Annotated in this window: 22 protein-coding genes and 1 tRNA gene; 10 read left to right on the forward strand and 13 right to left on the reverse strand. The window is 44.1% G+C overall.

The annotated features are described in order from the left end of the window. Positions 1-84: 84 nt before the first annotated feature. On the reverse strand, positions 85-780 hold the full coding sequence (locus tag ACLSSO_RS03230) for a hypothetical protein (RefSeq protein WP_295901490.1): 696 nt from the start codon (positions 778-780) through the stop codon (positions 85-87). A gap of 368 nt (positions 781-1,148) precedes the next feature. Here ACLSSO_RS03230 and ACLSSO_RS03235 point away from each other — a divergent pair, with 368 nt between their 5' ends. Continuing rightward, positions 1,149-2,231 (forward strand): DUF748 domain-containing protein, encoded by a 1,083-nt coding sequence (locus ACLSSO_RS03235; RefSeq protein WP_413944040.1) that lies wholly within the window; start codon positions 1,149-1,151, stop codon positions 2,229-2,231. Here the strand turns inward: ACLSSO_RS03235 and ACLSSO_RS03240 are convergent, their stop codons facing one another. Beyond that, positions 2,232-2,762 (reverse strand): hypothetical protein, encoded by a 531-nt coding sequence (locus ACLSSO_RS03240; RefSeq protein WP_295901484.1) that lies wholly within the window; start codon positions 2,760-2,762, stop codon positions 2,232-2,234. It lies immediately after the preceding gene. A 136-nt stretch (positions 2,763-2,898) separates the two neighbouring features. On the opposite strand from ACLSSO_RS03240, the gene ACLSSO_RS03245 reads away from it, so the two are divergent. The 5 genes from ACLSSO_RS03245 to ACLSSO_RS03265 all read left to right on the forward strand — a co-directional run bounded on the left by ACLSSO_RS03245 (position 2,899) and on the right by ACLSSO_RS03265 (position 7,723). After that, positions 2,899-3,648, forward strand: coding sequence for a TfoX/Sxy family DNA transformation protein (locus tag ACLSSO_RS03245; protein ID WP_413944041.1), 750 nt, complete (start codon positions 2,899-2,901; stop codon positions 3,646-3,648). Between the two features lie 165 nt (positions 3,649-3,813). Then, complete coding sequence (locus tag ACLSSO_RS03250) at positions 3,814-4,215, forward strand: hypothetical protein (RefSeq protein WP_295901479.1); 402 nt, start codon at positions 3,814-3,816, stop codon at positions 4,213-4,215. Positions 4,216-4,673: 458 nt separating this feature from the next. After that, entirely contained in the window at positions 4,674-5,171 is a 498-nt protein-coding gene (locus ACLSSO_RS03255) for a hypothetical protein (protein WP_413944042.1), read from the forward strand. Positions 5,172-5,852: 681 nt separating this feature from the next. Beyond that, complete coding sequence (locus ACLSSO_RS03260; RefSeq protein WP_413944043.1) at positions 5,853-6,041, forward strand: hypothetical protein; 189 nt, start codon at positions 5,853-5,855, stop codon at positions 6,039-6,041. Further along, the gene (locus tag ACLSSO_RS03265) at positions 6,041-7,723 is read left to right on the forward strand and encodes a recombinase family protein (protein WP_413944044.1); all 1,683 of its coding nucleotides are present in this window, start codon (positions 6,041-6,043) and stop codon (positions 7,721-7,723) included. The genes ACLSSO_RS03260 and ACLSSO_RS03265 overlap by 1 nt, the downstream gene beginning before the upstream one ends. On the opposite strand, the gene ACLSSO_RS03270 is transcribed toward ACLSSO_RS03265, so the two are convergent. From ACLSSO_RS03270 to gcvT, 3 genes are all read right to left on the reverse strand, one after another. Beyond that, a tRNA-Leu gene (locus tag ACLSSO_RS03270) sits at positions 7,702-7,784 on the reverse strand. The genes ACLSSO_RS03265 and ACLSSO_RS03270 overlap by 22 nt on opposite strands. 59 nt (positions 7,785-7,843) lie before the next feature. Beyond that, entirely contained in the window at positions 7,844-8,233 is a 390-nt protein-coding gene (gcvH, locus tag ACLSSO_RS03275) for a glycine cleavage system protein GcvH (protein WP_295901474.1), read from the reverse strand. Positions 8,234-8,243: 10 nt separating this feature from the next. Then, complete coding sequence (gene gcvT, locus ACLSSO_RS03280) at positions 8,244-9,326, reverse strand: glycine cleavage system aminomethyltransferase GcvT (protein ID WP_413944045.1); 1,083 nt, start codon at positions 9,324-9,326, stop codon at positions 8,244-8,246. Between gcvT and ACLSSO_RS03285 the strand changes: the two genes are divergently transcribed. The 3 genes from ACLSSO_RS03285 to ACLSSO_RS03295 all read left to right on the forward strand — a co-directional run bounded on the left by ACLSSO_RS03285 (position 9,325) and on the right by ACLSSO_RS03295 (position 11,442). Further along, positions 9,325-9,891: an SAM-dependent methyltransferase gene (locus ACLSSO_RS03285; RefSeq protein ID WP_295901469.1), complete on the forward strand. Its 567-nt coding sequence runs from the start codon at positions 9,325-9,327 to the stop codon at positions 9,889-9,891. The genes gcvT and ACLSSO_RS03285 overlap by 2 nt on opposite strands. 107 nt (positions 9,892-9,998) lie before the next feature. Continuing rightward, entirely contained in the window at positions 9,999-10,478 is a 480-nt protein-coding gene (locus ACLSSO_RS03290) for a DUF4423 domain-containing protein (RefSeq protein WP_413944046.1), read from the forward strand. Positions 10,479-10,863: 385 nt separating this feature from the next. Further along, entirely contained in the window at positions 10,864-11,442 is a 579-nt protein-coding gene (locus tag ACLSSO_RS03295) for a hypothetical protein (RefSeq protein ID WP_413944047.1), read from the forward strand. Here the strand turns inward: ACLSSO_RS03295 and ACLSSO_RS03300 are convergent. The 4 genes from ACLSSO_RS03300 to ACLSSO_RS03315 form a co-directional block, all read right to left on the reverse strand. After that, on the reverse strand, positions 11,436-14,633 hold the full coding sequence (locus ACLSSO_RS03300; protein ID WP_413944048.1) for a hemagglutinin: 3,198 nt from the start codon (positions 14,631-14,633) through the stop codon (positions 11,436-11,438). The genes ACLSSO_RS03295 and ACLSSO_RS03300 overlap by 7 nt on opposite strands. 163 nt (positions 14,634-14,796) lie before the next feature. Next, a complete protein-coding gene (locus tag ACLSSO_RS03305) occupies positions 14,797-15,063 on the reverse strand; it encodes a YheU family protein (protein WP_295906013.1) in 267 nt (88 codons plus the stop codon). Beyond that, the gene (locus ACLSSO_RS03310; protein WP_413944049.1) at positions 15,060-15,818 is read right to left on the reverse strand and encodes a hypothetical protein; all 759 of its coding nucleotides are present in this window, start codon (positions 15,816-15,818) and stop codon (positions 15,060-15,062) included. The genes ACLSSO_RS03305 and ACLSSO_RS03310 overlap by 4 nt, the downstream gene beginning before the upstream one ends. Next, on the reverse strand, positions 15,815-16,834 hold the full coding sequence (locus ACLSSO_RS03315; RefSeq protein WP_413944050.1) for a small ribosomal subunit Rsm22 family protein: 1,020 nt from the start codon (positions 16,832-16,834) through the stop codon (positions 15,815-15,817). Before ACLSSO_RS03315 ends, ACLSSO_RS03310 begins: the two co-directional genes overlap by 4 nt. A gap of 141 nt (positions 16,835-16,975) precedes the next feature. On the opposite strand from ACLSSO_RS03315, the gene ACLSSO_RS03320 reads away from it, so the two are divergent. Next, positions 16,976-18,547, forward strand: a complete 1,572-nt coding sequence (locus ACLSSO_RS03320; protein WP_413944051.1) for an FAD-dependent oxidoreductase — start codon at positions 16,976-16,978, stop codon at positions 18,545-18,547. Here the strand turns inward: ACLSSO_RS03320 and ACLSSO_RS03325 are convergent. From ACLSSO_RS03325 to ACLSSO_RS03340, 4 genes are all read right to left on the reverse strand, one after another. Continuing rightward, positions 18,507-19,439, reverse strand: coding sequence for a glycosyltransferase family 9 protein (locus ACLSSO_RS03325; protein WP_413944052.1), 933 nt, complete (start codon positions 19,437-19,439; stop codon positions 18,507-18,509). The two genes, ACLSSO_RS03320 and ACLSSO_RS03325, sit on opposite strands and share 41 nt — an antisense overlap. Before the next feature lie 54 nt (positions 19,440-19,493). Further along, the gene (gene gcvP, locus ACLSSO_RS03330) at positions 19,494-22,367 is read right to left on the reverse strand and encodes an aminomethyl-transferring glycine dehydrogenase (RefSeq protein WP_413944053.1); all 2,874 of its coding nucleotides are present in this window, start codon (positions 22,365-22,367) and stop codon (positions 19,494-19,496) included. Between the two features lie 101 nt (positions 22,368-22,468). After that, on the reverse strand, positions 22,469-23,653 hold the full coding sequence (locus tag ACLSSO_RS03335) for an MFS transporter (protein ID WP_413944054.1): 1,185 nt from the start codon (positions 23,651-23,653) through the stop codon (positions 22,469-22,471). A gap of 38 nt (positions 23,654-23,691) precedes the next feature. Continuing rightward, complete coding sequence (locus ACLSSO_RS03340) at positions 23,692-24,432, reverse strand: hypothetical protein (RefSeq protein ID WP_413944055.1); 741 nt, start codon at positions 24,430-24,432, stop codon at positions 23,692-23,694. Positions 24,433-24,760 lie beyond the last annotated feature (328 nt).

Here is a 24,760-nt window from a genome sequence, read left to right on the forward strand (position 1 = left end):
AAAGGTCGCCACACGTTCGGGGGAGGCAATTACTCGAGTGAAATAGTTCAAATCACATTGTTGTTTATCGTGACTTTTGCGCTACTAAAAAAACAACGTCGCCGTCGCGGAAGCTTCTCGCAACAAATAATAATTGTAGAGCACACCCAGCATAAAATTTTTGGTGAGTGAATATTGAACTCCGCCAAAATATTCTTCTTTGATTTTTTGCGGTTCCAGTTGGTCCGTCTCATAGTTGAATGCCGGAGCATCCGAATCTTCCAAACGCTTTGACGCCGTCAGAATAAATTTTCCAAGTGTGAGGCTGGCAGTATAGAGGTGAACCGTTGCCACGTATTCGCCATAGAGGGGATCTTCAGCCGTTTTCAAACGCAAATTTGCATAGTTTAAAATCAATGAGTTAAGGTACAGACCGATATTGTAAGTCTGAACTTGATATTTAATTGTGTTCGTAGTTCCGCCGCCCAGATCAACTTGAGTTTCATCACCGTAGATAGAATAGCCAATGGAAAAAGGACCCCACACTCCGTTAAGACCCGCACCGGGTGTCACGTTTTTCGTGAGAGTATTGTACTTTGCCATCGCTCCAAGTTTAAGACTGTATCGATTAAAGCCGCTGCCTTTTCTGTCGACAATATCGAACGCCGCAGCCAGAGTGTACTTTTGATTCGGAAATTTCTTTTTATTTATTTTTCGATCTAAAAGTTCTTCGTTGGTTTCAAAGCCCGGAGCCCCAAAAAAGGTTTCTTCACTATTGGACGGGGAAAGCGCTGCTCCCATTCGGCCGTTTCCTCGCACCAAAGAAAAATCTCCTCCGTCACTAAAATAAATAACTTCAACACCAAATCCCTTGTCTGTCGGTACTGCAGAAGGATTGATTTTAACCTGTGTGCCCGGGGAAGGGCTTGAAGGATCTCTGCGAAAATGACTGCATTCGTTTATCAGATAACAATTTGTCTCCGCAAAAGCTTGTTGAGGTGCTTGAACACACAATACGAATAACAAGCCCAAGCAAAAATAAAAGCTGCGAAACAAAAAAGGTCCTTTGGAAGAGTTCCTTCTAGATTAATGGAATTAGATGTTTTTGTTAAGGGCCATTTTCAATCGAAAAAAGATGCGCTTGCGGTTTACATTGATAAGCTTGCGCCATGAATGCAAAACCGCTCCTGCGTAAAATTCCTATTGCGATCTGGGTCCTGATTTTAGTTTTGATCCTCGTCCGTATTTTTCTTCCGGTGGGAGTGAAGTATGGAATTAATTGGTACCTTGGTCAGAAGCTTCAGAACTATGAGGGGCATCTTGACGACTTCGGTCTGGCTTTATATCGAGGGGCCTATCAGTTTGAAGGTCTGCGTCTGTGGAAAAAAGGAAAAAGTGCGAAAGATCCATTGATTGAAATCAAACACACGGACCTGTCCTTGGCCTGGCGGGCGTTGTTCAAAGGAAAGTTGCTCGGAGATCTTAAAGTGGATGGCGTGTTACTTAATCTCGTCGACAGCCAGGAAAAAAAGAAACAGCAGTTCGGCGGTGGGGAAGACTGGAAGACCGTTGTTGGTAAGTTAATTCCTATTGAGCTTGAATCATTTAAACTGACCCACGGTGAAGTCTTATTCGTTAACAAAGAATTTAAAGTGCCGGTGAAAATCGTGATGGATGAAATCAACGCGGAAGCCACTAACATTAAAAACACTGATGACCGAAAAGAACTTCTGCCCAGCACGGTGCAGGCTTCAGCGAGATTGCAAAAAAGTGCAAAGCTTCATGCCGAGGCTAAAATCAACTTGCTCTCTCGTCTTCCGGCTTTTGAATCCAAGTTTAAACTTGATAAGTTAGATGTCACAAAGCTGAATGATTTTTTCTTAGCTTACGGTTCTTTCACAGTGCACTCCGGGAAATTCAGTCTTTATGGAGAAGTCAGTACCAAAGAAAATATGGTGAAAGGTTATGTAAAACCTTTTTTTGAAAATCTCGACGTTATGTCTCCGAAAGAAAAGTTCGAAAGCCCCAAAAGATTTTTTAATGAAGTCGCTATCGCCTGGGCCAATGTTTTTTTAAGAAATAGCAAAGATCACACTGTCGCTACCAAGATTGAATTTGAAGGAGCTTCCAAGGCGCCGAATATCAACAAATGGGGCGCTTTCTGGGAGTCTTTAAGAAATGGATTTGTCGAGGCTTTGAAAAAACAGCTTGATGAGAAAATCACCATTAAGGACGTGCCGAAGAAAAAATAATCAAAGTTCGTTTCGTTGTGCAAGAATCAAAGACTGTGGATCGAAAACTTTTTGAGCCCGAACACTGTTGCCACAACCAGAAATGGGAAAATTTGAGAGCGTTTTACGATTGAAATAACTTTGCGCAATTTCAAGATCCTGAATCTTCTCGGTGTACGCTCCGGCGTAAACGCCTTCCCCCTTGGGAGAAGTCACGAGAAAATAAGGGCTCTGCAAAGTAGGCAGCGCTTGGGCCAATAACTGTCGGCTTCCCAGCGTCACGATATATCCTTTTTTGCGTAACTGAGTTTGAAGATTTTCGTCCGGCTCAAGAAGAATCACAAGTTCATCAAAAACTTTGACCGATTTTCTATGAAGAAGATAATCAAGAATTCTTTGGTCCTCGGCGGTGGCTGAGTCAATAACGTGAGTAAGCACCCATCGACCCGGAGGAGGAGCATTTAAAATAGGGACGCCATTCAGTAGCGAGACCAATAAAATACTGACCGTGGCCCACAGGAAAACTAAGAAGAAACGTACCGCTTTTAGCATACTTATCTTTTCGGCATCAAACATTCTTTTGTATAGTTAAAAATTGGAAAATTCGTTTCATATTGGAGCAATTCGACCGTGAAACTTAAAATGTAATGCGGTTGAATGCTCAGTCCTAACATGTTAACTAAGAGTCATGGCAAAAGAACCTGGCGAGCTTAAGTGGATTGAAGAACTGTTACCCGAGGAGGGGTATCGGCGCAAATCCATGTTCGGTGGATTTGCTTACTATATCGATGACAAAATCGTACTCTTGATTTTTGAATCCGATGACAAACGCTGGAACGGAACTATGTTTCCTGTCGAGCGTGAGTTTCAACCACAAGCTCTCAAAAAATTTCCAGAATTATCTCCGCATGTGATTTTGCCAAAGTGGCTTTATCTGCCGTTGCATACCGAAGGTTTCGAAGAAATCGTTCCCGATATTCTCCGCGAAGTTTTAAGACCTAGCAGTTTTTGGGGAAGTATCCCAAAGCCTAAAGGAAAAAAAGGAAACTCCAAAAAAAGAAAGAATGTCGAAGACGAAATTTCAACGAAGATCGACACACGAAAGCCGCGACTTTTTTCAGATGAACCTGCTGAAGACGTATTGAAGAAAGCCAAAAAAATTTCTGACCTAAAAAATCTTGGTGAAGTCACGGAAAAGCAATTCGCGAAAATCGGCATCACGACAGCTCAGCAGTTTATTAAGCTTGGCTGGAAAAAGACGATGAAAAAGTTGATCGAGTATAATCCCAAATATCGCCATTCTCTTTATGCATACGCTCTCATTGGGGCATTGACCAACACTGAATTCACACATATTTCCGATGAAGAAAAAGCAGAGGCCAAAGCCTTTATCAAATCCATTCCCAAACCAGAAGCAAAGAAGAAGAAATCCAAGTGAGTCTGTTGGTAACTCGGCTCCTGCTGGAAATCCGGCGCGAGGTTGTGCCGAGATTTCGGCAAGAGGTGAAAAAGAACGATTAGGTTTATTTTTGGGGTCCGTTTTGGCTGGCACCGCTCTTGCCTTAGTGAATGATAACAACAGCAAAACACTAAGGAGAAAAATATGAAAAACGCAAAATATCTAATGGCGGCTTTGGTAGCTTTGGCGGGCTTGACGTTGTCATCAGTTTCGAAAGCAGACATCTCGCCGATTACGACGGTGAACGACACGGACTATGGAATGTGGATCACTATCTACGACCCCTTCGACAGTGGACATGCAGACTATGGCTGTGTGCCGCCACGACAAACTAAAACCTGGAGTTCAGGAAATTACATCTCTATTATGGCGCCTTACACTGTTCGGGCTGAAATGATGAGCACACCAGACTGTCGCGGTAAAAAACTAGATGACTTATCAGTGGGTGCTTCTCCGAACCGAACATACATGGTGAGTTTAATCAGTGGAGGTTTCACTTGGTCCAGAGTTCTGGGAAGTCCCGCACAAACTCCTAACGAGAACTAAGTGTAAAAAATAAAAAAGCCGACTTTTCAGTCAGCTTTTTAGATTTGGTGCGCAAGTCGCCGGAGTAGACGAACCACTTTTGCCTAACCCTCAAACTTTGATAGAAATAGAGTTTGATGAGGTCGTGGAGCCTAAAGCTCTTTTGTCCTCAGACCTGCAGCGACTCGTTAGTTTGTATGGATCTTATCTCAAGGCTGCGGCAGCCATCGAGGCTTCTGAAGCATTTGTACGCCAAAACTGTTTTAATCGGGACTCCTCCGGATTTTAGTAAAAATCAGGAGGTCTTTTGGGATCAGGAAGCCAGTGCGAACCTATTCGTTTTAAGTATTAGAGCCATTTGATTTTGTTCAGAGGTTTTAAAGATAAAATTTACTGTCGAAAATAATAACATCTAGTCGTGCCTTTGTTTTTATCTTATTTTTCTTAAAACTTAAGCCCTGCGAAATTTTGGAGTTCCTGTGAAAAAACTATTAGTCCCTTTCATGTTATTAAGTGTTCTGTCCTCAATGGCTCATGCTTCTAGTGGACAAGAGTATTACTACTCGAAGCTAGAGAAACTTATAAACTCTGCGGAGTCTCAAAACAAAAGTAAAGCAGTTAACCTCATTCTCCAAGGCCAAGTAACTTCGCCTGAGGTAATCATCGCAGAAAGAAATTGTAGCTTGGTAATTACCATTCAGGATGGTTTTGTCGAGACTGTAGCGCGATCTTATATGAGCGATCCGGTGTGGAATACTCTCGAATATTCCAGCCAAGAAAAAATTGTTACTAAAATTACTGACTGGGGTGTTAAACATTCCGAGGACATCGAAAAAACTGGAGAAAATGAAATTTCCTTGAGCAATGACTACTACAAGCCGCTACAGTTGCTTAAGATTAATTTTAGCAACTCAGGTCAAATCGTATCTTATACCAGTACAGTCCTTAACAAAACAGTTACTTGCTCCTTTAAATAAGCTGGTAGATCTTCCAGCCAATAAAAAATGCCTTTCGATCCAGAAATCGGAAGGCATTTCTATTCAAATTTTTGATTGCAATATAAATACCTGCACGAATAGAGCCGGCGTACAAAATTACTTGTGAACTTGCCAAAGTAATTATCGAAACCCGCTGACTTTAAGAAAATCAGCGGGTTTTTTCTTTTCAGAATCCTATAGCTAAAACCTTTCAAAAAATTTGAATCTTTTTTTACACAATAAATTCCTAATTCGCCGCGACAGAAATGAAAAATATTTGAACCAAAAGTTCCTTCGATCGCGGATTTTAGGCGACACGGCGTCCGCGCAATTCATTGGCACACTTAAGCGAGTTCCAAATACTGCGGAAAATAAACGGAAAGCTTCCGCGGTTATTTAATTCGATCTGAAGAAGAAAAAGCCCCTATAAATATTCAAAATATTTGAAGAACTCGGAGTCCTGTCCATTCCATTTTCCCTCGCAAGCGTTCGTGACCACTCCCCCTCTACGAGAGGAAGTGGTCACGAAACGGGAAAATGGAATGGACAGGATAAGAAAAATTAATAGGAAAATATAAATGAAATAGAGTATGAGAGAGGGGAACAAAAGACAGGAGGAAAAGGCAAAAAAAACAATCAATCAAAAAACGGAGGTACAGATATGAATAAGGAAAATAGTAATTGATGCGAGTTGTAGGAGTACAAAACTACGAACTTGAAATGATCGAGGTGCAATTAAAACGAACTGACTACGAAAACCAAGTTGTGCAACTGGTAAAAGCCTTGCTCGAAATTGACCGTGCTATGAAAACGCATAAGGATCAAGCGAGTGATCAAAGCACAGCTTCAGAAATGAAGGAGGCTAGCTAATGAAAAGAATCGGAATCTACATCCGTGTGTCCACGGAAGAACAAGCCAGAATCCAAGATGGCTCACTTGTCTCTCAAAAAAATCGCTTACTAGAATACATAGAATTTCAAAATAAAAGAGAACCCAACTGGGGAACTTTGGTCGACATTTATTGCGACGAAGGTAAATCCGCCAAGAACATGAAGGGTCGTCCTGAGTTCCTGCATTTACTTAACGACATCAAACTTGGAAAAATTGATCTCATCATAGCAACGGAACTCTCACGCCTGAATCGCAACATCAAAGACTTCTGTGAGGTTTGGGATCTTTTAAAAAAGCATAAAGCAAGCTTCGTCACTTTACGCGAGCAGTTTGACACAACAACTGCCAGTGGCGAAATGATGGTCTTTAATCTTATCAACTATGCCCAGTACGAACGCATGCAAACGTCTGAACGAATCGCAGCCAACTGGCTGTCACGATCTAAGCGTGGACTTTTCAATGGTGGGACAATTCCATTGGGCTATGATCGCAATCCCAAAAACAAAGGTGAACTTGTCATCAATCAAGATGAAGCAAGTGCTGTTCAGAAAATATTTGTGACCTTTCTTGAAAAAGAATCGCTCCGTAAAACCCAAGTCGCATTGATTCAGCAAGGGATCTTCAACAAGAAGTTTACTAACAAGCATGGCATTGAAAGAGGCGGCAAAATCTTTACCGTCGGTACTCTACAATCCCTTTTAACCAACAAAACGTATTTGGGACTTAAAGATGTAAAACACAAAGGCGGTGCTATAGAGACGATAAAAGCCGTTTGGCCCGCAATTGTTAGCGAAGAAATATTCAATAAGACCCAAGAACGCCTAAGTAAGAATAAGAACAGATACAAGCCTGAGTCTTGGAAGAAATATCCATTCCCACTCACTGAACTTGTTCAATGTGGCGAATGCGGGAAGTCCCTCGGTGGTAAGTCCGGCACTGGCAGAACTGAAAAGCACTTTTACTATGGTCATCCTCAACTTAAGAATCCTTTAGCAAAGGATCATGCGCATCAGTGCCAGGTAAAGAACGTCAGAGCTCCGAGACTTGAAGAGATCGTCATTAAGTCTTTAAAGACCCTGTTAAGCGATCCAAGCCTCATTGCAAAGTGGATCGAGATCTACAAATCAAAGACCACAAGCGACTTGCCAGAGATTCATGCGCAAACCAAAAAGCTAGATCAAGAAATCCTGACAACTTCAAAACGCATCAGCAACTTAGTACAAAGAATTGCGGACTTACTAGCGGAAGTTCCCGCTGACGCTTTTTATGAGCAAATCAAGCAGATGACTCAAAAGTTGAACGACTTGAAACTTGCAAAGGAAAATCTAAAAACAAAAGAACTGGATTTGCGCGCTCAAGAAATCAACCACGAGGGTTTCAAGGCCAAGATCCAACAAGTGTTAGCGAATTTAGAGCAAGCCCCTAAAGAGCTTCAACGGCCAGTCTTTACAAATCTGGTGAAATTCATCGAAATCCATCCAACCAAGATCAAAATGGGCCTCTACGCGCCCGTAAAAGAATCATTGAAAGCCACAGGAACCGATGGAATCCCAGATTCCGGGCATAAAAAAAGCCGACTCGAAAGTCAGCTTTTCTGTCTCAACAGCTCAACCCGTGTGGGTTCGAGTACTGTTGGAATTGGTGCCCCGCGAGGGACTTGAACCCCCACGCTTGCGCACTAGATCCTAAGTCTAGCGTGTCTGCCAATTTCACCAGCGGGGCAACACCTTAAATTTGAAACACAGTGATAGCGCAGTTCTGCGCTATCTTGCAAGAAAAAACTATTTCTCGCTGATCAATTTTTTGTAGTCCGGAGCTCTCATAAGATTTGCGAGTTCCTTTTCGGTATCCATTTCGATACGAACCAACCAGCCTTCATTAACTGGATCGTCGTTCAATACAGATGGATCGTCGCCCAAAGCTGTATTTACTTCGATCACAGTGCCTGAAACTGGGGCATAAAGGTCGCTCACGGCTTTAACGGACTCAATAACGCCGAAAGTTTGGCCTTGAGTGATTTTTTGACCTTCTTCTGGAAGCTCAACGTACACGACTTCGCCCAATTGATCTTGAGCAAATTCAGTGATTCCAACAGTTACGATGTTCTCGTCAACTTGAGCCCACTCGTGTTCTTTTGTGTAGTAATAGTCTTCAGGGATGTGAAATGCCATGTTCGGCTCCTTATTTCGTTACAAATGGGGTCTTGCACACAACGGCTTTTACTTTGCGGCCGCGAATATCAAGAAGGAATTCTGTTCCCTCTTTCGCATAAGCCACGTCGATAAAAGCGATCCCAATAGGTTCATCCAAAGTCGGAGAATGTGTACCACTTGTTACCTTGCCGATTTCTTTGTTGTCAAAAGAAAATAGGCTGTAACCTTGGCGAGGGATGCCCTTCTCAAGCATCTTAAATCCCACAAGATTTTGCTTTAGACCGGCTTCTTTTTTGCCTACAATTTGGGCTTTTCCCATGAAGTCTTTTTTAGCGGGTTTAATCACCCAGCCAAGACCGGCTTCATATGGATTCGTCGTGTCATCAATTTCATGGCCGTACAAAGAGTATTTCATCTCTGTGCGCAAAGTATCGCGGGCACCCAAGCCGATGCCCATGACTCCCAAATCTTTACCTTGCTCCAAAAGTGCATTCCAAAGAGCCACTGTTCCTGCGGCCTCAACGAAAACTTCACAGCCTTTTTCGCCTGTGTAGCCTGTTGTTGCGACCATGATTTTATGGTTTTGGAATTGGCCGGTTTTTACAGTGAAAGATTTCATCTCGCTCACTTTGAATCCGAAAACGCGATCACAAAGTTCCAAAGCTTTCGGTCCTTGAATGGCGATCTGACCCCAACGATCACTCTCGTCAGTCATGTCAGCACCCTTGTTGTGTTTCGTCATCCACGCAAAGTCTTTGTCTTTGTTCGAGGCATTCACGCACACAAGGTAGTCTTCGTTTTTCTTAAGGCAGTAAACGATGATGTCATCGACCAAACCGCCTTGGTCATTCGGAAGAAGAGAGTATTGAGCTTCACCGTCGTTCAATTTGGCAACGTCGTTTGTTGTCAGCCACTCTAGGGTCTCCAGAGCTTTCGGGCCTTTCACGCGAACTTCTCCCATGTGAGAGACGTCGAAAAGTCCCACGTTCGTGCGCACGTTGTTGTGCTCTTCACGAAGGCCGATGTATTGAACAGGCATGTACCAGCCGGCGAAGTCGACCATGCGGGCACCCATTTTTTCATGTGTTTCTGCGAGAGGTGTCTTTTTCATGGGCCCGAGTGTCCTTTCCTCTGGACAGACAGTCAACGAGGATTCTATTTTGACTCGCTCCATGTTTAAACTTTCTCGCCGAATGCAGCTTATTTACGATCTTCTTTTGCCCGGAAAACCGGTCTGGGATTTCTGTTGCGACCATGGCTATATGGGACTGAACGCCTATGAAAGCGGTCTTTTTCCCGAAGTGTATTTTGTCGACAAGGTAGAGCACATCATCGCACAGCTAAAAACACGCTTTGAAAACGAATATCATCGTGTGGATTCACCTGCGCAGGCGCACTTTCTTGCTCAACAGGGGGAGGAGATTGCGCGTCCTTTGCGGGGCTCTGTTGTTGTTGCCGGAGTGGGGGCGTTTACCATCTTTAAAATTATCCAAAGTCTTCATGAAAAAGGTCACTTAGAAGCCGAAAGATTGATCTTGTGTCCTCAAAGAGATGAAGAAAAACTGCTTCAGTTTTTCGCCGGGAGAGCGAATTTTGGATATGAATTGAGCAACGAACATTACGAAGTTGTCGAACGGGGACGCACTCGTAAGTTATTGATTTTTGATAAAAATTAAGTAATGTTCGGCCTTTTCATGACGCACCCGGAATGGCAGTATTAAATGTCTGTAAGGCTGTGAACAAAATATTGATTATTAGGGTACCTGCAAATAATTGTGTCCTCATGCAGGATGTAAATAAAAACTCAGATTTTAGACAGTTTCTTGAAGATGAATTGGCTCGTCGTAGCCAAAACTATCCCCGTTATTCATTGCGTGCGTTCGCTCGTCATTTGGAAGTGGACTCGTCTTTCTTGTCCAAGATTCTAAACGGCAAAAGAACTGTCACAATGAGAACAATCCGTATGTTCGGGGAGCGTTTGAACCTGACTCCGGAAGAGCTTTCTCGTTTTGGCGAAATCAGCCGCGAGAAAAAGATGAAGCGCAAGCTTGAGCGTCTTTTGGAGAAAATGCCAACGGAAGAGCGTGAGCAATCAACGATTTCAATCACAGTTGATGAAAACCGTCTTCCTGAAGCTAAAGAGAAAATCAAAGCTTTCCGCAAGGAATTGGCTCAGTTTCTTGATACAGGCGTTTCACAAGGAAAGACATATCAAATTTCTGTGTCTCTTTTCCCTGTGTCAGGCTTCGGCGTTCACGACTAAACGTTGAAGTATCATTTAAAATAAAACTCGATCAACCGAGTGGTCTTCGCGGATCACTCGGTTTTTTTATTTAAAATCCGAGAAGTTTTGAAGTTCTCTTTGTACTTTAGCACGGTTTTCTTGTTTCAAAAAATCTCGTGATAGAATGCAATTATGAAGACATTGTTTTCACGAATTCTTTTTTCTCTATTTTGCTTTCAGCGTTTTCGGGATAACTCGAGGGTATTCTGCTGAAGTCGTTTCTCTACTTTCGCCATACACGACACCGCCATTCATTGTTGATCAAAATAAAGAGGTCGGACTTATTTACGATCTTGCTAAATATTTAAATGCCAAAGCTCAGGGGAAATATATTTTCAAAGTGGAAGTGGTTCCGCGGGCACGATTGGTAAAATACCTGGAAGAAGAAAAAACGTATGTGGTGCCTTTGGTCGCACCTCAGTGGTTTAAAGATCCTCATGAAGAAAAGTTTTTGTGGACGTCCTCGCTGTATGAAGATGAAAACCTTTTGATCTCTCCCGCGCAAAAGCCCGTGGAATTTTTAAATCGTAATTCTTTGGTTGGTAAAAAAACGTCCAATGTTATTGGGCACCGAAACGCGATGGTTGAAGATTTGATCACTCACAAGCAGGTGCAAAGAATTGAGGCGGGTTCTTACGAAAATATTCTCAAGATGCTGGCTTCCGAAAGAATCGATTTCGCGATTTTTGGGCGTATGCTTTACGGATCTTTGATTGGCGAGTTGGGCTTGCAAAAGCAGTTGTATGTTTCTGCCAGACCCATTGAAAAGTTCTCACGCAAAGTCCTTATCAATCCGAAAAAACGCACGGATTTGCAGAAGTGGTTAGAAAAAGCCGTTCTTGATCTTCGAGGCAGCAAAGAATGGAAACGCATGCTGAGTTTTTATCTCGAAGTGAAAACTCAAAGGAATTTTTCGTCAGGCCTTCTTGTCTGCTCTTATTGAACGTCAAAAATTGGATTTGGAACCATGAGCTTAGGATAAGGCACGACGCTGTTAAGTCGCGTATCGTATTTAAATACCAAGTTCCCGATCGCAAAGATCGCATAAGGAGAAATCACAGATCCACGGAATTCTCCATAATAACGGCTGTGCACATTTTGAGCGTTCACACGCAAGTGATCGAAGATGGTTGAAATACGAAGAGCGTTGATGGATGCTGCTCCCACTTTCGTTGGTTGTTCACCCCAATAACCGGCCCATGTCCAACCGTAATTCGCGTAATTCGTCATTTGATAAGCGCCGTTATAGCGGCACATCGTTTCGTAAGCTGTGACCATATTGATAAGTGAATTCGTAGACTGACGATAAATGAGAGGTGTTGTTGTTAAGTGATCATAGTTTGTCACTGTGCCAGTCCAAGTGTTGAAAAGCTCTTTCGCCCAGGCGCACTTCACGCTGTCCGCCGACGGATCGCAAGACGTGTAGTTGCCGTTAGAGACATAGTGAGACTCAAGATATGTAACGTGTTCCGGACGAAGAGGGCATTTCATAAACTCGAAAGCTCCGGCATCGTCATTACTTTTAATTGTTAACGCGGCATCAGAGGCGTCGCGAAGGCCTCCAGGATTTGCGGCATTGGCAATTTTCAAAGCATCGTTATAAGCGTTATTCGAATTGCGAATCGAATAAAGATCATAAAGTCCGATACCCATATGAAGATTGCGAGAAGACGTGATCTGCAAAGTCGGAGAAGAGGCCCCGCCCACGTAATTTATCGCGGGATTTCGAGTTGTTTCGATAAAAACGTTTCCGGCAACGTAGATAGAGCAGCCCACGTCGTCAGTCTGTATATCTGGATTTACAAGATGAAGAGTTCCGCTAATGATAACACTTCCATAACACACAATCGTTCCGTTATTTCTCACGAAGCTGCCGTAACCATAATCATGAATTTCCAAACCACTTAATCCTGGTTTCGAATTTGGACCTTTATAGACGAAAGCTGTAGTACCTGCACTCAATGAAGCATCCAGCGCCAGAACTTCCGCATCAGAAGGGGCTCTGATTTTAACAGCGGATTTAAGAGTGATTCCGCCTTGAATATTTGCCATCGGCCAAGCAGGCATCGCTGTCGGCGCTGGATTGACTTGGACAAAACCATCTCCATCCATTTGGATTGTGCCCTGAGCATCCGTAATAGGAGCATAGTAGTTCCAAGGATTGGTGAAGAAATTTTTTAAGTTGATAGGGGCCGAGTTGGGATTTGCTGTTGCCTGTTTGATAAAGTTTTTATCGGTGATGGTGATGTCAGGCATATACATCGAACCTGTGATTGAAAACGGCACGGTGTTGTTGTCGACATGGAACATGTGAGAGGCATTGATCGGAGCTGCGCCAAGAATATTATTAGCGTTTCCATAGTTGGCTTGCGCAATTCCAAAATCAGTTACGAGATCGGCCTGAATATTCGCATGACACCAAATACAAGAAAGCGGTTTGCTGACGGCCAAAGCTGGGTACATGCTCATCACATAGTTATCAACATGTACGCCGAAAGTTTTTGTGTCCGTTGTAACACCGTCACTGACTGTTAACGTGATCAGAGTTGTATCAGAAGCCGAAGCGTGAGCTGCACCCATCTGCAAAGACAGAGTTCCCGTTGTTCCAGAGACACTGCAGCTTGCGATATCCACATAGTAACCATCCGCTGTTGTCGCAGAACATGTGAGAGTCTGTGGATCTGGAAATGTCGCTCCACCGGGATTTGTTGTAAAGTTCAAGTCAAAGATCGCATTGGCAAAACATTTGTTACCGCATTTTTCTGCGACGGTGCCATTGGTTCCAGGCCATGCTGTGATTTGGGGGGCTTCATTCACAAAATTCACAGTAATAGCAACTTCCGAAGACACTGAGTGCGGTGTTGGCACAACGTTGTCAGAAAATTGCACTTTCACCTTACAAGGACCGCCATTGTAATCGGCACTGTTGTAGCGATTAAAATAATGAGCGGCCGGTTGAAATGTCAAAGCGCCCGTCGTGGCATCGATACTCACAGTTCCATAATCAGAACATTTTGGGGACGAAGCTGCTGGCAAAGAATAAGTGCCGCGAGTTTCTTCATTAGAATTCACTTGAGCGTCTACAAATAAGACTGTCGCGCCCACGTTGCGGTTTAAAGACGCCGTCGTTGGAACCGTCAGCGTCGGAACAGATGTATCTAAAGTGAATGTCACTTGATTGCTTTGTGAAATATTGCCAGCTTCGTCACGCACCCACATCGTCAGAGTGTGTGAGCCATCTGGTCCCGCCACTGCAACGTAGTTTGTACCTGTCGCGCAGTTCATCCAGTCGGCATCAGTCAAAGCAGGTGCAGGAGCTCCGTCTTGTCTAAAAATAACTTTGTAAAACGAATCCGAATTTTGATTCAGATCATCGCAAGACGCGATGTCAACCCCTACGGGACTGTCCTGAATAGAACCGAACGCCAAACTGATTGAAGGTGTCGAAGGGTTTGTTTGATCGAGCGTATAGGGGAGAGGATAAGGATAACAAAATGTATTTCCTGCGGCGTCTTCAGAAAGAACACTCCACGAGTAAGAACCTTCTGCTGTCAGTGCATTGCCAATGGGGAAATGAAATTCTCCGGAATCTTTGTCGGCTGTTGTGTTTGCTAATATCTGTCCGGAACAAGTGATGGAATTATAAAGTGTGACGATCGCTTTAGGCTCCGTCATCCCGTCAATAATAGGACGTGGATCAGGACTGACGGCTGCGGGAAGAATTGTTGCCGTGCCAATCGTAGGCAGAATGTCGTCGAAAATCACCTCGAAGGTGTCGGAGCTTTCGGATTTTTCTCCGTACTGACCCAAAGCAGCTCCTTGAGGAAGATTTAAAGAGACAAGTCCTTGTCCTTTGGGTGTCAGGTGAACGATGTAGGTTGTTTCATCTACTTTCGTGATATTCGTGATGTCGGCGTTCACTAATTGAAATTCACTTTCAACCAACGTTTGAGGTGCACGATTGAATTTCAGGGTTACTTTGATATCTGAATTGTTTGTGTAATAAGCAAGGGAGTCTGCGGCTTTAAGATTAGGAATAAGAGAGGTCGCACTGATATCGCCTCTCAGTGTACATCCTCCTAAAATAAATAGGAGCATAAGTATGAATGTTACAGATACGTCCCGGGTATTCATCTTTGTGGTTCCTAAACATGTAATTATATATCGGCATAAATGTTCGCTCAGTTGAGCAAAATGTTCCCATTTCGAATAAACAGGAATGGGGGTCGTTTACCGTGACTCATTTCGAGTCACGGTAAATGGGATATAGCACATGTGTATGATTAGGAGACGGCGTTTACTTTTTCTTCTGCATTCTTTGCCACTCTGTTTTTGTGACAATACCTACAGTTTCTGTATTTGGATCGAAAACGATTTTGACGTCACCGTTATCTAACTGCTTTTTGATTTGTTTGAATTTCGTTTCGAACGCAGCTTCTTCGCGACCGTAATCGGTTCCTTCTCTAAGAATGAAACTTTCAATAATCCCATGCAGAGCTTCGGGACTGATGTCGCTTGCAGAAACTTCAATGGGTGGTTGTTGGTTGTCGTCGTCAAAACTCATAGGGCTTCTCCGGTTCCCTTTGTTGTCGGACCAATTGCACGATTAATAAGATCCACTATTCGTTGATGTTTAGGGTCGATCATCAAGCTGTATTCAATGGCAATAGTGCCCGAAGCTCCAGGAATCCCTGTAAGAGGATCGGCTTGTGGTTGTTCATTTTCGATAATGTCTTCAAGGAGAATTCCTATATTTGCCAGTTTACCAACGAATGAGCCAAGTTTCTTTTTGGCTAGATTGATATTCGGACGAAAAAAGGATCTGCCTACGGTTTGTTCTAAATTCTCTCTGTAGAATGGAACTGGAATCCCGTCATTAAAATCATCGGAATGTAGTTGTTTGGTTTTTTCGAAATGCTTAGTAAAACCCAGAAGCTCGGTATCCGTCAGCTCTTCTGCAACAGAAAATATTAGATCCTCGTCTTCTGTGGATATGCGTTCTTCTTTTAAGATCGGTGCTAAAAGTATTCCGATCATTCGTGGACCTATATTTTTTGAAGCTCCAAATGCTACTTTTCGATACGTCTCGAAAATCATGTCTGGGCCATTTTTGCTTTTTACAATTTTGTCCAAGAGCAAGTTCACTTGCTCTGTTTCTTTGCCAGTCGTTTTTTCAGTTTGAAGTTCGTTCCAAAGGCTTTCGAAGTATATGTTTGTTCGATAACTGAAGATTTGGTTAAGTATCTTGTCTTTTAATTGATCTTTAAAGAGGTCAGTAAGCGGATTATCTAAATAAGGAATTAGGGGAGACGTCATCACAAATACTCCTCAATTTTTTTAGCCAGGCGAAGTTCGTTGGAAACTTTTTGGATATCGTCAGGGATTTCAACAAGTACACCGCGAGGGATTTCCTGTTCGATTTTGGATTTATGCATCCATGCAAGGAATTCTCTTTCAGAACCTCGGCAGATCATTTGACGGTCTTTGCCTTTTTCCTTGAGTTGGTCTCCGACGACACGGGCGGCATTGATTTTCTGTGCTGGAGTTTTTCGCATGAGCAAGTAACTCATCGTGAGCGTGCGGTTTTTCATTGGAAGCTGTTCTTCCATTTTATTGAACCATTCAGGAGCGGCGAAATGAACACGGTCATGACACCAGTCCGTTTTAGACTGCGTGAGCAAAGGGCAAGGTCCTTCATGCGTGCACGGCGCCCACACATGATAGCCATTCTCCAAAAGTTTTTGGCGAAGCTGCAAAAGTTTTCTGCCATCCTGCTGGGTAGAAGGTTCTACCAACATCAAAGCTTCACATTGATAAGCCCAATCAGGGATGTCACTCAATTCGGTCAGTGAGTAAGAAAAAACCGCCAGCGTTTTTCCGGGATCTTTAAGCTTAGGAGCACTGAAGGTGCGCTGCCATTCCTCTGCTTGAAACTGCGGGAAGAATTTTTCAATAATCTTTTGCGGCTCTGACGCTCGTTCAATGAGTTGAAACTTGAAAGAGCGTTTTTCTGAAAGTGTCAAAGACGCCGTAGCCAATCCCGCACCAAAATCAATCACACGCTCAAGGCCGGCAAAGAAATTTCTTTTCTCCGCTTCTTCAATGATGGCGCCAAGGCGAGTGGCATTCAAAGGAAGATAATAACAAAGATAAGCCACTTGAGCCCACGTCTCGTGCCACGGTGTCGCGTCGTCAGGCTTATGAATAAAAAAATCCGATAAGGCCTGCACACATTTTGCGAGAGCTTTGGAATCTTTCAACGTGAGCTGATAACTGGCCAGCGCTTTCGTTAAAGAATCCTCAAAAGAAGGCGGGTATGTGAATTGTCTTTGCATTGTTAAAATACTAACGGATCCATGCGATTCAGGCAAAGATTTCGGCACATCGGTGGTGTATTCCCGCAGAAAATCCAAGTAAAAATGGCGAAGGTTAGAAGCTCTTTCTATATCTAAACAGGAAAAAACAAAGGAAAGAACATGAATTCTCAAGACCGCCGCGAGACAACGTCAATTTGGATGGACACTCAAATTATGCCAAATTTTTCTCCGCTCTCTGACAATCTCAATGTGGATGTTTGTATTGTCGGAGGCGGAATGGCGGGATTGACCACGGCTTACTTGCTGATGAAGGAAGGGAAGAAAGTCTGTGTGGTTGAAGCCTATGGACTGGCCAGTGGCCAAACAGGACGGACGACAGCTCATTTCGTAACGGCTTTAGACGATCGCTTTTTTGATATTGAAAAATACCACGGAGAAAAAGGAGCCGTCACTGCGGCACAAAGCCACCGTGCCGCCATTGATAAAGTAGAACAGATCGTCGCTTCAGAACAAATTGATTGTGAGTTGGAAAATTTAGATGGCTTTTTGTTTGCGCAAGACGACCCACGTCCAAATGTCTTACGTCGTGAACTCGAAGCGGCTCAACGTGCGGGACTTAAAGATGTGGCACTTCTTGAGAGAGCTCCTTTCCTTTCGTTTGATACGGGGCCTTGTTTGAAGTTTGCAAATCAGATGCAGCTTCATCCTTTAAAATATTTAGCGGCTCTTGCCGAACGGATTACAAAAGGTGGCGGACTGATTTTTACGGGAACTCATGTCACCGAAGTTCAGGGTGGTGATGAAGCTTTTGTAAAAACAGAATACGGTCATCGCGTTTATTGTAAATCCGTCGTTGTTGCTACGAATTCTCCTGTGAATGATCTTGTCGCTATTCATACGAAGCAAGCTCCTTACAGAACTTACGTTTTGGGATTTCAAATTCCTGCGGGATCTGTTCCTAAAGCTCTTTACTGGGACACTCTTGATCCTTATCACTACATCCGCTTAGAAAAGGGACCTTCCGCAGAAACTGAAGTTCTCATTGCCGGCGGAGAGGACCATAAAACCGGGCAAGAGAATCATCCCGAAGAACGTTTTAAAAAAATTGAATCCTGGACACGAGCGCGATTTCCAATGATCGAGGATATTCTTTATCAGTGGTCTGGTCAGGTCATGGAACCTGTCGATGGAATGGCTTTTATCGGCCGTAACCCCATGGACAAAGAAAATGTTTACATCATTACGGGAGACTCTGGGAATGGTATGACTCATTCAACATTGGGAGCAATGTTAATTACAGATCTTATCATGGGAAGAGAAAACCCTTGGGAGGAACTTTACAATCCATCGCGAATTTCCTTAAAAGCTTCTGCGGAATTTATCAAAGAGAACAGCAATGTGGCGGCTCAGTACGGCGATTGGGTGACGACAAAACCCAAAACGCCATTGGCAGATCTGCAAGAAGGAGAAGGCACCGTTTTTCGAGCGGGTGCGAAAATGGTGGCAGCTTACAAAGATGACTCTGGTGATATGCATTTCATGTCAGCGGCGTGCACGCACTTAGGTTGTATTGTGGGTTGGAATAATGTTGAAAAATCTTGGGACTGTCCTTGTCACGGATCGCGTTTTGACTGTGCAGGAAAAGTGATCGAAGGACCTGCCATTGCAGATCTAAAAAAATTAGATCTGCTTACTGAAGAGCCAAGACCTTCAAAAGATCTTCGACTTTGATTTGCTCCATACACTGTGGATCGACGTTATCGATGTCAGGAACTTCTGGCATAAAGATATGAACGTCTTTTCCGCGAGCAGCCCATCTGCGAGGATGTTGTACGCGCACGGGAGAATAAATTCCTAGGACGGTAGCGCCTAAAGAGGCAGCCATATGCGCAACACCCGTGCTTGGCACAACAACAGCCTTGGCATCTTTAAGTATCGTGAAAAGCTCTGCCGGTTTTAATTGGTTCTGCAAAGAAAGAACATGGCGGTTGCTTTTAAAATGTTCTTTGATGTCTTTAAGCCAAGGCTCATCGGCCGGAGTTCCTGTCAGCACAACTTGTGTTGTCTTAGAAACTTCTTCGATCAATTCGATGTACTTTGGAATCGGCCAGTTTAGAGCTGATCCCGCCATTCCCGGATGCACCACGATATATTTTTTAATCGCCAGTCTGTGCTTATCTAGGAGCGCGATGTTTTCAGGAGCCGTGAGTTGTAGAACTGGCGTCTTTTCCTGCAAAAGATCTTCTTCAATATCAAACGCGTGAAGCAAAAGATCTAAGTTGTAGTCCGCTTCATGTTGAGTGGCAAGACTGCGGCGCTGGCGAAGACCTCGGTTCAGAAACAGAAAACTGTGCCACTGGGATTTCACTCCCGCGCGCGTAGGAACATTCTCGGCCCACAGTGCGTAGCTCACCCACCATGGAGCTTGAAAGCTCACGGCGACGTCGGGCTTGTATTCACGAAGAAATTTACGAAGGACGTGAAGGGAGTCTTTCCAATTGTCTTTAGAAAGTTCAATGTACTTGCGTTGGGGATCGGCATTGTCAGGAACAAATCCCAAGCCTTTAGAGATCACCCACTGAACATCGCAGTCTTTCAAAAAAGAAACCTGATCAACACACATGGTGCAGATCAGGTCGCCTATTTTGTCTAGTCTAATTAAGAGAACCTTTTTCACTTACTGATAAGTATCCATCGGAGGGCAAGAGCAGACAAGATTTCTGTCGCCATAGGCGTTATCAACACGTCCTACTGCTGGCCAGAATTTGTTAGCGCGCAACCATTCCAATGGGTAAACCGCTTCTTCACGAGAGTATGGATGATTCCATTCAGGCTTCATCAACATTTGCGCCGTGTGAGGAGCATTTTTAAGTGCATTATTCTCTTTGTCCATTTTTCCAGATTCAATCGCCGTGATTTCTTTGCGGATTGTGATCATAGAATCAATGAAACGATCCAATTCTTTTTTAGATTCAGATTCTGTTGGCTCAATCATCAAAGTTCCCGCAACAGGGAAGCTCATTGTTGGAGCGTGGAATCCAAAGTCCATCAAACGTTTTGCAACATCTGTCACGTCAATGCCGGATGTTTTCTTAATCTCGCGAACGTCCACGATGCATTCATGGGCCACAAGACCGTTTTTACCTTTGTAAAGAACTGGGAAGTGCGGTTCTAGTTTTTTAGCGATGTAGTTTGCACTCAAGATACTTACTAGAGTCGCTTTTCTCAAACCTTCAGCACCCATCATTGTGATGTAAGCCCAAGAGATCGGCAAAATGCTTGCGCTTCCCCAAGGAGCTGACGTCACAGCAGAAATTCCTTTGGCAGGACCTGCTTCAGGAACCAAAGAGTGTGTCGGTAAGAACTCTTTCAAGTGAGCTGCAACACCGATCGGACCTACGCCCGGTCCGCCACCACCGTGAGGGATCGAGAATGTTTTGTGCAAATTCATGTGAGAAACGTCAGGACCAAACACACCTGGACGGCACATGCCCACAAGAGCATTCATGTTTGCACCATCCATGTAAACTTGTCCGCCGTTGTCGTGCACGATTTTGCAGATTTCAACGATGCCTTCTTCAAACACACCGTGTGTAGAAGGGTAAGTGATCATCAACGCCGCCAAATTGTTGCGATGTTGTTCTGCTTTCGCTTTAAGATCTGTGACATCCACGTTTCCTTGGTCGTCACACGCCACAACCACGACTTGCATGTTCACAAGAGCTGCCGACGCAGGATTTGTTCCGTGCGCTGAAGAAGGAATCAAGCAGATGTTTCTGTGACCTTCACCACGAGATTTGTGGTACTTACGAATCACAAGAAGACCTGCGTACTCACCTTGAGAACCCGCATTTGGTTGCAAGCTCACGCCCGCAAAGCCCGTGATGTCAGACAATTTCTTTTCAAGGTCATGAATCATCTCAATCAAACCTACCGCTTGAGATGTCGGAGCAAACGGATGAAGTTTGCTGATCTCTGGCCATGAAACCGGAACAAGCTCTGTTGTCGCGTTCAGTTTCATTGTGCAAGAGCCAAGTGGGATCATGGAGTGAGTCAAAGTTAAATCTTTGTTTTGCAAAGCGTGGATGTAACGAAGCATCTCTGTTTCGCTGTGGTGAGAGTTAAACACCACGTGAGTCAAATACGGAGACGTGCGAGTGAGCTTCGTTGGAAGCTCGATGTCTTTCAGCGCCTCATCCACAGACAAAGCCGTGAACCCTGCCATGTTACCAAGATTGAACGCTGCCCAAATCATCTCAACATCTTCAAGAGTTGTTGTCTCATTCAAAGAGATTCCCAACTTGTTGTTACCATAGTTGCGGAAGTTGATTTGCATTTTATCTGCTTGAGCCACGATCGCTGCCGCTTTGTCTGTCGTCACTGTGACAGTATCAAAGAACGGAGTTTTAGCGACGTTCATTCCAAGCTTCGTCAAACCCTCAGCCAAGATTCCCGTCAAACGTTGCACACGCAACGCGATTTTCTTAAGGCCTTGAGGACCATGATAAACCGCATACATCGAAGCCATATTCGCCAAAAGAACTTGTGCTGTACAAATGTTCGAAGTCGCTTTTTCGCGACGGATGTGTTGCTCACGAGTTTGCAAAGCCAAACGCAAAGCAGACTTTCCTTGAGAATCCACACTCACGCCTACAAGACGGCCTGGCATCAAACGCTTGAAAGCGTCTTTCGTTGCCAAGAATCCTGCATGAGGACCACCGAAACCGAGTGGCACACCGAAACGCTGAGAGTTGCCTACGGCCATGTCAGCGCCCCATTCCCCCGGAGGAGTGAGAAGTGTCATCGCAAGCAAATCCACAGACGCAGTTACAAGAGCGCCGTGATCTTTATATTTTTTTGCAAGATCGGCGTAATCTTCAACTGCGCCATTTGTGTTTGGATATTGGAAGAACACACCGAAGACAGGTTTTGCGAAATCATATTTCGCTGGATCCATCACGATCATTTCAAAACCCAAAGGCTCTGCACGTGTGCCAAGCACTTCGATCACATGAGGATGCATTTCAGGAGAAACAACGAAAGCATTCGCTTTGTTTTTGCAAAGGGAGTGCGCCATGAACATCGCCTCTGCCGCGGCCGTTCCTTCATCAAGCAAAGAAGCGTTTGAAATCTCCATGCCTGTGAGATCAGAAACCATTGTTTGGAAATTCAAAAGAGCTTCCAAACGGCCTTGAGAAATTTCAGGCTGATAAGGAGTGTAGGCTGTGTACCACACTGGATTTTCAAAGATGTTTCTTTGAATCACAGTCGGAGTGATTGTGTCGTGGTAACCCATGCCGATATAAGTTTTATAAACTTTGTTCTTTGAAACCATGGATTTCAAGTGATTCAAAAGTCCGTACTCAGAAATTCCTGGGCCCACATCTTCGTACTTGTGTTGTGTACGAATTTGTTGAGGGATGACTTTATCAGCCATCTGATCCAAAGAATTAAAACCCAAAGTCTTCAACATCTCGTGGATATCTGAATCTGTGGGACCAATGTGACGGGGAGTGAATTCGTTACGGGGAGATAAATCGGCAATTTTCATGTGCACCTCAATGACGCCCCCGAGACTAGCACACGCCCCCTAGTGTATGAAAGTTTTGTAAGGGGAGCGGGTAGGCTAATGCGAGGCGAAATGAGGCTATTTTACGCTATTTTGCTAGTTAGCGTGCGTATTTTTTGACCACGTCTGAAAAGGAGGCTGGCGCCGAGGCAGAAAACAAGTCCCCCAAGGCTAACGGCAGGCCATTTTCCCCAACTCCAAAGCTGGGAACCGATATAGGAACCGAGACTTCCTCCGATAAAGTAGAAGAAGACATAAATGGAACTAAGGCGAGATCGAGCTTCAGCCGAGATCTCAAACATGCGCGTTTGATTTGAAATATGCGCGACTTGAATTCCCAAATCCAAGATCAAAACGCCCAAAACAATTCCAACGACGAATGTTGATGAAAGAGCAAGAATCGCAAACGCCGCCATCGAACAATAAAGTCCTAAACGAATTGTCGCGGCCGTTCCTTTTTTATCGGCATATCGTCCAGCCAGTGGAGCTGCGAGAGCGCCGATCATTCCCAAGGCTCCGAAGAGTCCAATTGTTTGCGGAGAATAATTAAACGGTTCAGCTTCTAACAAAAATGTCAGTGTTGTCCAAAATGCAGAGAAAGAACCAAAAAGAATTGCACCCATCATCGCGGCTTCACGCACGAGTTGGAAATCGCGAATCAGTTCGAGTGTTGATCTTAGAAGCGCTTTATAGCTGCCATAAAACTGTGGCTCTGAAGCAGGCAAAGCCCATTGAGTCACCAAGGCCAAAATCAAATTTACAGCACCCGCAAAAATAAAAATACTCTGCCAGCCCAAATGTTGCGCCATAAATCCCGAGAGAGTTCGCGCCATCAAAGAACCTAAGAGAATTCCCGAAAGCACAGTTCCGACGACTTTGCCACGCTCTTCAGGGCGAGCGAGATTTGCAGAGAACGGAATAAGAACTGTGGCAGAGACGTTGAAGAAGCCCATCACAAAACTCAACGCACAAAGAACAGCGAAGTTCGGACTAAACGCGATCGCCAAAGCCAAAGATCCCGCCGCTGTCATACTCACTTGCAAAAGTTTACGGCGCTCCATCATGTCGCCGAGCGGAACTAATAACAAAATGCCAATGGCATAACCAATCAAAGTCAGAGCGGGAATAAGAGAAACTGTTTTTTCAGCAACACCGAATTCACGAGCTAAAATGCCAAGAAGAGGTTGGTTGTAGTAGAGGTTGCCGATCACCAGGATGCAAGTGACAACCATGAATAAAACTTGAGAGCGAGAGACACCTTTACCCATAAGCTTTAGGGGTAAACGATGTAAAAATGAATATCAATTCAGTTTACAATTTGAGACTGACAGTCAGCGAGAATTTTCTTGCGAGGAGTTCCTCTTTCGCAGGAATGCACGAGTTCACGAAGAACTTTCAACTTTTCGGTGTCTTGCTTCATCGAATCGAAGCGAGCACTCATGCTCGAAATTTCTTTAAGAACGGCAAACTCTAAATGCACAGCAAGGCCGAATTTATCGACTTCTTTGTGTTGCTTTTGCGCGAGTTCAATTTGTTTTAACACGAACCTCAATGAAGCCGGGAAGAGGCGAGACAGGAAACCGATTTCTTCCAGCTTTATTCGGAAAGCAGGATCTTGCAAAGCACGCAGGCCTTCTTGTTTGTAGTACGACGCGAGATAAGCACTGCGTTCGGTCTTTACGCGTTCACGATCTAAATTAGAGGGATTGCAAAGTGTTGAACAAATTTCCGGCAAAGATCTTTTTGAAATATCTTCCGCGAGATGATCAAAGATCGCAAACTCCGCAGCGTAGTTGTATCCAATGCGCGTGACTTCTTTCAAATTCGGATTCACGGCTTCGGGATCTTTCGCCGTTTCTTCAAGACTTGGCAACATCGAGGCTTTCGCGACAGGCATTTTCTTTGCTGGTTTCACTTCTGGAGCCTGTGCCTTTACAAGCTGATCGATGGCGTAATAAGAAACACCTGTCATTCCGACGACGGCACAAACGAACATGCCGAGAATAAAAAAGCCAAGATACTTAAGAACACTTTTTACGAACTTCATAGGAAGCTTCAATGTATCAACCTGGCTCTAAAAATGCAAAAGCGAGTTCTGCTCTCGCAGGACTCGCTTTTAGAAGATCTCTTATCCGTTTGTCCGAAAGGAGATCCGAAAATGACCAACCGCTATAGGTCTTTTCGGACAGTCTTAAGAATACTTAAACAGATTCTTTTGATCGTCCTAACTATTGTTAGAATTATTAAAGAGTTGAAATAGGTTTCAAGGGGTTGCGCAACAGCGTCTCCAACAAGTAACGTGACTGAAGTCCAATGGACAGGACTATAAATCCTCGGATGGAATTTTCACGGAGGCTAGACCTGCGGGAGCATCT

It is taken from the genome of Bdellovibrio sp. HCB-162, assembly GCF_047344985.1.
Lineage (GTDB): Bacteria > Bdellovibrionota > Bdellovibrionia > Bdellovibrionales > Bdellovibrionaceae > Bdellovibrio.

Excerpts from the sequence above, each read along its gene's own strand:
- ACLSSO_RS03250 (WP_295901479.1), top strand. The coding sequence starts at position 3,814 with ATGAAAAACGCAAAATATCTAATGGCGGCTTTGGTAGCTTTGGCGGGC.
- gcvT (WP_413944045.1), bottom strand. The coding sequence starts at position 9,326 with ATGAAAAAGACACCTCTCGCAGAAACACATGAAAAAATGGGTGCCCGC.
- ACLSSO_RS03340 (WP_413944055.1), bottom strand. The coding sequence starts at position 24,432 with ATGAAGTTCGTAAAAAGTGTTCTTAAGTATCTTGGCTTTTTTATTCTC.
- ACLSSO_RS03335 (WP_413944054.1), bottom strand. The coding sequence starts at position 23,653 with ATGGGTAAAGGTGTCTCTCGCTCTCAAGTTTTATTCATGGTTGTCACT.
- ACLSSO_RS03285 (WP_295901469.1), top strand. The coding sequence starts at position 9,325 with ATGGGCCCGAGTGTCCTTTCCTCTGGACAGACAGTCAACGAGGATTCT.
- ACLSSO_RS03240 (WP_295901484.1), bottom strand. The coding sequence starts at position 2,762 with ATGCTAAAAGCGGTACGTTTCTTCTTAGTTTTCCTGTGGGCCACGGTC.
- ACLSSO_RS03305 (WP_295906013.1), bottom strand. The coding sequence starts at position 15,063 with ATGAGTTTTGACGACGACAACCAACAACCACCCATTGAAGTTTCTGCA.
- ACLSSO_RS03230 (WP_295901490.1), bottom strand. The coding sequence starts at position 780 with ATGGGAGCAGCGCTTTCCCCGTCCAATAGTGAAGAAACCTTTTTTGGG.
- ACLSSO_RS03265 (WP_413944044.1), top strand. The coding sequence starts at position 6,041 with ATGAAAAGAATCGGAATCTACATCCGTGTGTCCACGGAAGAACAAGCC.
- gcvH (WP_295901474.1), bottom strand. The coding sequence starts at position 8,233 with ATGGCATTTCACATCCCTGAAGACTATTACTACACAAAAGAACACGAG.
- gcvP (WP_413944053.1), bottom strand. The coding sequence starts at position 22,367 with ATGAAAATTGCCGATTTATCTCCCCGTAACGAATTCACTCCCCGTCAC.
- ACLSSO_RS03245 (WP_413944041.1), top strand. The coding sequence starts at position 2,899 with ATGGCAAAAGAACCTGGCGAGCTTAAGTGGATTGAAGAACTGTTACCC.
- ACLSSO_RS03235 (WP_413944040.1), top strand. The coding sequence starts at position 1,149 with ATGAATGCAAAACCGCTCCTGCGTAAAATTCCTATTGCGATCTGGGTC.
- ACLSSO_RS03320 (WP_413944051.1), top strand. The coding sequence starts at position 16,976 with ATGAATTCTCAAGACCGCCGCGAGACAACGTCAATTTGGATGGACACT.
- ACLSSO_RS03300 (WP_413944048.1), bottom strand. The coding sequence starts at position 14,633 with ATGAATACCCGGGACGTATCTGTAACATTCATACTTATGCTCCTATTT.
- ACLSSO_RS03315 (WP_413944050.1), bottom strand. The coding sequence starts at position 16,834 with ATGCAAAGACAATTCACATACCCGCCTTCTTTTGAGGATTCTTTAACG.
- ACLSSO_RS03325 (WP_413944052.1), bottom strand. The coding sequence starts at position 19,439 with ATGTGTGTTGATCAGGTTTCTTTTTTGAAAGACTGCGATGTTCAGTGG.
- ACLSSO_RS03290 (WP_413944046.1), top strand. The coding sequence starts at position 9,999 with ATGCAGGATGTAAATAAAAACTCAGATTTTAGACAGTTTCTTGAAGAT.